Origin of the sequence: Thioalkalivibrio sp. (assembly GCF_041690275.1) — a bacterium.
In the GTDB taxonomy this organism is placed as follows: Bacteria; Pseudomonadota; Gammaproteobacteria; order Ectothiorhodospirales; family Ectothiorhodospiraceae; genus Thioalkalivibrio.
The window spans coordinates 1-5,831 of sequence record NZ_JAWLHP010000099.1 but is presented as its reverse complement, the minus strand read 5'-3'; the positions used below and the strand labels follow the sequence as shown (position 1 = coordinate 5,831).

The window sequence follows — 5,831 nt, the reverse complement described above, 5'->3', positions numbered from 1 at the left end:
CGGCGGGCTCGGTGGTGGCGCTGGGGGCCGCACGGGCCTCGAGGCCGGCGTCGATCAGGTTCTTCACCGCGATCAGCAGGCCCATCGCCAGGAAGGCGCCGGGGGGGAGCAGTGCGAGCAGGAAGCCGTGTTCCTGCGGGAAGAGCTCGATGCGCAGATCGCGTCCCCACTCGCCGAAGAGCAGGTGGGCGTTGTCCAGCAGACTGCCCTGGCCGACGATCTCGCGCAGCGCGCCGATCGCGACCAGCACGCCGGTAAAGCCGACACCCATGGCCAGACCGTCGAGTGCCGCCCGCGGCACCGAGTTCCGCGAGGCGAAGGCCTCGGCGCGTCCGATGATCGCGCAGTTGGTCACGATCAGCGGGATGAAGATGCCGAGCACCAGGAACAGGCCGTGGAACCACGCGTTCATCACCAGCTCGATCGCGGTGACCGCCGAGGCGATGATCAGCACGTAGACCGGGATCCGGATCTCGGGACGCACGTGCTCGCGCAGCAGGGAGACCAGCGTGTTGGAGATCAGCAGCGTGGCGATCGTGGCGAGGCCGAGTCCGAGGGCGTTGACCACGGTGCCGGAGATCGCGAGCAGCGGGCACAGCCCGAGGAGCTGGACGAGCCCGGGATTGTTGGTCCACAGGCCCTCGCGGATGATGTCGCCGTAGCCGCTGGTGATCATTGCAGCAGCTCCCCCGGCGGCTCCGCCTCGGGCAGTCTCTCCGTGGGCGTGACGTGGTCCGGAATCTCCGGCACGGCGGGGTCGACGGTCAGCACCTCATCCTCCTCCGGCGGCGGCAGGGCCAGCAGTTCCTCCGAGTTCTCCTCGAAATATAGCAGGGCGTCGCGGACCGCTCCCACAACCGCACGCGGGGTGACGGTAGCCCCGGTGAACTGATCGAAGACCCCCCCGTCCCGGCGCACCCGCCAGCGTTCGGCCGGCGGATCCCCCAGCGAACGCCCGCGGAAGTCGTGGATCCAGTCCGAGCGCTCGACCTCGATGTCGTCGCCCAGGCCGGGGGTCTCGCGGTGCTGGATCACCCGGACGCCGCGCACGGTGCCGGTCCGGTCGATGCCCACCAGCAGGTGGATGTCCCCGCTGTAGCCATCCGGGGCGATCGCGGAGAGGGCGACGCCAACGACCTCGGTTCCGCGCCGGGCGATCCACACGGGCAGGTCCTCGCCACCCAGCCGCTGGTCGCTGACCCGGTGGTAGTCCGCCACCGGGTCGTTGTCATAGTCGAGCCCCTCGAGCACCTGCGTCACGCGCGCGCGGGTGATCTGCAGCCGGTTTTCGGCGATACGGGCCTCCGTCGCGGACTGGATCCAGGCCACGACCGCGGTCCCGAGCGCCGCGAACAGGCCGAGCAGCAGCGTGGTGATCACCACGTCGCGGACCACCAGCCTAGCCACGCCCGTCCCCCGAATGGCCGAAGATGCGCGGCCGGGTGTAGTGGTCGAGCGTTGGCGCCACCATGTTCATCAGCAGCACCGCGAAGGCGACACCGTCGGGATAGCCGCCCCAGGTCCGGATCACGTAGGTGAGGATCCCGATCCCGATGCCGAACAGCACGCGGCCAAGCGGCGTGGTGGCGGCGGACACCGGATCCGTGGCGATGAAGAAGGCGCCGATGATCGCGGCGCCGCTGAAGACGTGGAAGGCCGGCGAGGCGAACTGGTCGGGATCGAACACCCAGAAGATCCCGGCGATCGTGGCCAGGCTCAGCAGCATCGACACCGGGATGTGCCAGGTGATCACGCGCCGGTACAGCAGCCAGAGGCCCCCGAGCAGGAACAGGTTGCCGGCCCACTCCCACTCGGTCTGGGAGAAGGAGCCGAAGACCGGGCTGCGCGCGACCTCGCCCACCGTCTGACCGGTGACCAGGCTCTCGCGCATCATGTCCAGCGGCGAGGCCCGCGTGATCGCGTCCCAGTCCAGGCCCTCCGGCAGGCGTCCGGTCAGCGTGGTCTGCAGCGTCTGCCACAGGGTGAACGGCCCCTCCATCAAACCCTGCGGCGATGGCCACAGCGACAGCTCGCGCGGGAACGACACCAGCACCACCACGTAGCCGACCATTGCCGGATTGAAGGGGTTGTAGCCCAGCCCGCCATAGAGGTGCTTGGCCACCACGATCGCGAAGCCGGTGCCGACCAGCAGCACCCAGACGGGGGCCAGCGGCGGGATCGCCAGCGCGAACAGCCAGCCGGCGAGCACGGCGCTGGAATCGCCGAGCGTCACCGCGACCGGCCGCCGCCGGAGCTTCACCATCAGCGCCTCGAACATCACCGCGAACAGCACGGACAGCACCACGTTGACCAGCACGCCCCAGCCGAAGAACCAGGCCATCGCCAGGGTGCCGGGGATCAGGGCGTAGAGTACCTGCCGCATCAGGTGCCCGACGCTGTGGCCGGGGACCATGTGCGGCGAGGTGCGGGTTCGGAAGCGCATCAGCCGTCCGCGCGCTCGCGGTCCTTCGACGGCCTCTCCTCGGATGACTGTGCAGCCTTCTTTGCGCGGGCCCGCTCGATCGCATCCTCGATCACGGCCTTCTTGTCGCCCGCTTCGCTGTCCTTCTTCCCGAGTGCCGCCTTCTTCCGCGCGAGCCGTTCCGCCTTCTCGCGTTGCTCACGCTCCTGGCGCTGTTGCCGGAACTCGAAGCGTTCGCGGGCGAGGTCGGCCTTCTGCCGGTCCTTTTCGCGCCCCCAGATCTCCTGCTTCGCGAAGCGGTAGTACTGCACCAGCGGGATGTTGCTCGGGCACACCTGGGCGCAGCAGCCGCACTCGATGCAGTCGAACAGGCCGTAGTCCTGGATCGCGTCGAAGTCCTTGCTCTTGGCGAACCAGTACATCTGCTGGGGCAGCAGGTTGGCGGGGCAGACCCGGGTGCACTCGCCGCAACGGATGCATGGCATCACCGGGCCGGGTTGCGGCGCGTCCTGCGGACGGGTCGCCAGCAGGCAGTTGGTGCCCTTGATGATGGGCACCGCGTCGTCTCCGACCGCGAAGCCCATCATCGGGCCCCCCATCACCAGGCGGTCCACGTCGGGCATGTAGCCCCCGGCCGCCGCGGCCAGGTCCGCGAAGGGCGTGCCGATCAGCGCCTCGATGTTGCGCGGCTCGCGGATGCCGGGGCCGGTGACGGTGACGATGCGCGAGATCAGCGGCTGCCCGGCCACCACCGCTTCGCGAATGGCCTTCAGGGTCCCGGTGTTGTGGCAGACCATGCCGAGGTCGGCCGGGAGCCCCGCGCTCGGGACCTCGTGGCCGGTCAGCACCTTGATCAGCTGGCGTTCGCCCCCGGTCGGGTAGACGCTCGGGATGGACACGATCTGGAGGAAGTCCTGCTCTCCCGAGGGCATCGCGTCGGTCAGCGCGCGCAGTGCCTCGGGCTTGTTGTCCTCGACCGCGAACAGCACGCGCTCCGCGCCGACTGTGTGCGCGACGATGCGTGCGCCCTCCAGGATGGCCTCCGGGTAGGTGCGCATCAGCATGTCGTCGCAACTGATGTACGGCTCGCACTCGGCCCCGTTCACCACCAGCGTGTGGATGCGCTTGCCCGGACGCGGGTTGAGCTTCACCGCGGTCGGAAAGGCGGCCCCGCCCATGCCGACGATGCCGGCGTCGCGCACCCGTTCGCGCAGGCTGCGTGGATCGCGTTCGCGCCAGTCGTGCCAGGGTTCCATGCGGTCATCGCCCCAGTGGTCGCGGCCATCGGTCTCGATCTTGATGCACGGTGCGCTGAGGCCGGAGGGATGCGGCACCGGGTGTTCCACGATGCCCCGGATCCACCCCGAGGTCGGTGCGTGCACGTTGGCGCAGATGTAGTCCTTGGCGCGGCCGATCCGCTGTCCCTTCGCGACCCGGTCCCCGGCCTGCACCGTGCATTCGGTCTGGGCCCCGATGTGCTGCGACAGGGGCACGTAGAGGTATTTCGGCACGCCCAGGGTCAGCAGCGGACGGGCAGTGCTCTCGGCCTTGTGGTCCGCGAGTTTCAGGCCACCGTGGAAGTGATGGAGCTGCATGCGCGCATTGTAAGGGAAGGCCCCGGTTTCAGGCGGATTCCCGATGCTCCTCCGTGGCCTTGTGCCGGTCTTCGCGCGGCCGTTCGATCGGCGAGGGTTCCGGCTGCGACCAGCGCCAGTCCTGCAGGCCGCGCTCCAGCGGCACCATGTCGATGCAGTCCACCGGGCACGGTTCCAGGCAGAGTTCGCAGCCGGTGCACTCGGATTCGATCACCGTGTGCATCTGCTTTGCGGCGCCGACAATCGCATCCACCGGGCAGGCCTGGATGCACAGCGTGCAGCCGATGCAGGTCTGTTCGTCGATCACGGCCACGGCCTTTTCCTTCTCCTCGACCTCGAGCGGCTTCGGATCGCGCCCGAGCAGGTCGGCCAGCGCGAGGACCGTGGCCTCGCCGCCCGGCGGGCAGCGGTTGATGTCGGCCTCGCCCGCGGCGATCGCCTCGGCATAGGGGCGGCACCCGGGGTAGCTGCACTGGCCGCACTGCGTCTGCGGCAGCAGGTTGTCGACCTGGTCGGCGATCGGATCGCCCTCTACCCGAAAGCGCTGTGCGGAATAGCCGAGGATCAGGCCGAAGACCAGGGCGAGGCCGGCGATGGCGAGGATGGCGTTCAGCATGTCCTGACCCGGGCTGCGCGCGGAGCGCGCTCGTTGCCGCCCGCTTCCGCAGAAGCGGGAGAGCGATGGGGAGAGGGGACAAGCCTGGCGACAGGCGACCCATCTTCGTGTTGTGTTGTACCGTTAATCGCCATCATCGTTACAGTCGCAGCAGTCCCGAGAAGCCCATGAAGCCGAGCGACATCAGGCCCGCGGTGATCATCGCGATCGCACTGCCGCGAAAGGGCACCGGGACGTCGGCGGCGGCGATGCGTTCGCGGATGGCGGAAAACAGGATCAGCACGATGGAAAAGCCGATCGCCGCGCCGAACCCGTACAGGGCCGATTCCACGAAGCCGTGCGCCTCCTGAACGTTCAGGAGCGCGACGCCGAGCACCGCGCAGTTGGTGGTGATCAGCGGCAGGAAGATGCCGAGCACGTTGTACAGCAGCGGGCTGGTCTTGTGCACCACCATCTCGGTGAACTGCACCACGGCCGCGATCACCAGGATGAAGGCGATGGTGCGCAGGTACTCGAGCCCCAGCGGCGTGAGCAGGTACTCGTTGATCACGTAGCTGCTGACCGCGGACAGCGTCAGCACGAAGGTGGTGGCCAGGCCCATGCCGGTCGCGGTCTCGACCTTGCGCGACACGCCCATGAACGGGCACAGGCCGAGAAACTTCACCAGGACGAAGTTGTTGACCAGGATCGTGCTGACGAGGATCAGGGCGTATTCCACGGCAATCCCGCGTGGTCAAGACGTCGAGAGTATCGGACACCCCGGTGGCGCGCTCAACCGTGCGTGCGGCACGGCTGTTGCGGCCGTCGGCCGGGCCGGCCCGATTTCGGATCCCGACCATAGCATCGCAGCCAGGCGGCTGCCCCGGTCTCCCCAAGACCCGCGCGGTCTCGTGCCACCGCCTCATCCCGACCCGGCCCCATCACCAGCACCAAGGCGCGCCAGATCGTAGGAGCGGCTTCCAGCCGCGATGGTGCACCGGGCGGGGCAATCGCGGCTGGAAGCCGCTCCTACGCCCGCTCCTACGCGGGCGGTGCCGATGTTTTGTGGGAGCGGCCTCCTGGCCGCGATGGTACAGCGGGTGGGGCAATCGCGGCTGGAAGCCGCTCCTACGCCCGTTCCTACGTGGGCGGTGCTGTTGGGTTGTGGGAGCGGCCTCCTGGCCGCGATGGTGCGCCGGGCGGGGGATCGCGGCTGGAA

At 68.9% G+C, this 5,831-nt stretch carries 6 protein-coding genes; all 6 read right to left on the bottom strand.

From position 1 onward, the window contains the following. The coding region (locus ACESMN_RS13100) for an electron transport complex subunit E (RefSeq protein WP_373054052.1) at positions 1–676 on the bottom strand (676 nt) is incomplete at its 3' end. Further along, the gene (rsxG, locus tag ACESMN_RS13095; protein ID WP_373054051.1) at positions 673–1,407 is read right to left on the bottom strand and encodes an electron transport complex subunit RsxG; all 735 of its coding nucleotides are present in this window, start codon (positions 1,405–1,407) and stop codon (positions 673–675) included. The genes ACESMN_RS13100 and rsxG, both read right to left, overlap by 4 nt. Next, positions 1,400–2,443, bottom strand: coding sequence for an electron transport complex subunit RsxD (gene rsxD / locus ACESMN_RS13090; protein WP_373054050.1), 1,044 nt, complete (start codon positions 2,441–2,443; stop codon positions 1,400–1,402). The genes rsxG and rsxD overlap by 8 nt, the downstream gene beginning before the upstream one ends. Next, complete coding sequence (rsxC, locus tag ACESMN_RS13085) at positions 2,443–4,017, bottom strand: electron transport complex subunit RsxC (RefSeq protein WP_373054049.1); 1,575 nt, start codon at positions 4,015–4,017, stop codon at positions 2,443–2,445. The genes rsxD and rsxC overlap by 1 nt, the downstream gene beginning before the upstream one ends. A 28-nt stretch (positions 4,018–4,045) precedes the next feature. Then, positions 4,046–4,633, bottom strand: coding sequence for an electron transport complex subunit RsxB (gene rsxB / locus ACESMN_RS13080; RefSeq protein WP_373054048.1), 588 nt, complete (start codon positions 4,631–4,633; stop codon positions 4,046–4,048). Positions 4,634–4,772: 139 nt separating this feature from the next. Further along, the gene (gene rsxA, locus ACESMN_RS13075; RefSeq protein ID WP_373054047.1) at positions 4,773–5,351 is read right to left on the bottom strand and encodes an electron transport complex subunit RsxA; all 579 of its coding nucleotides are present in this window, start codon (positions 5,349–5,351) and stop codon (positions 4,773–4,775) included. Between the last annotated feature and the right edge of the window lie 480 nt (positions 5,352–5,831).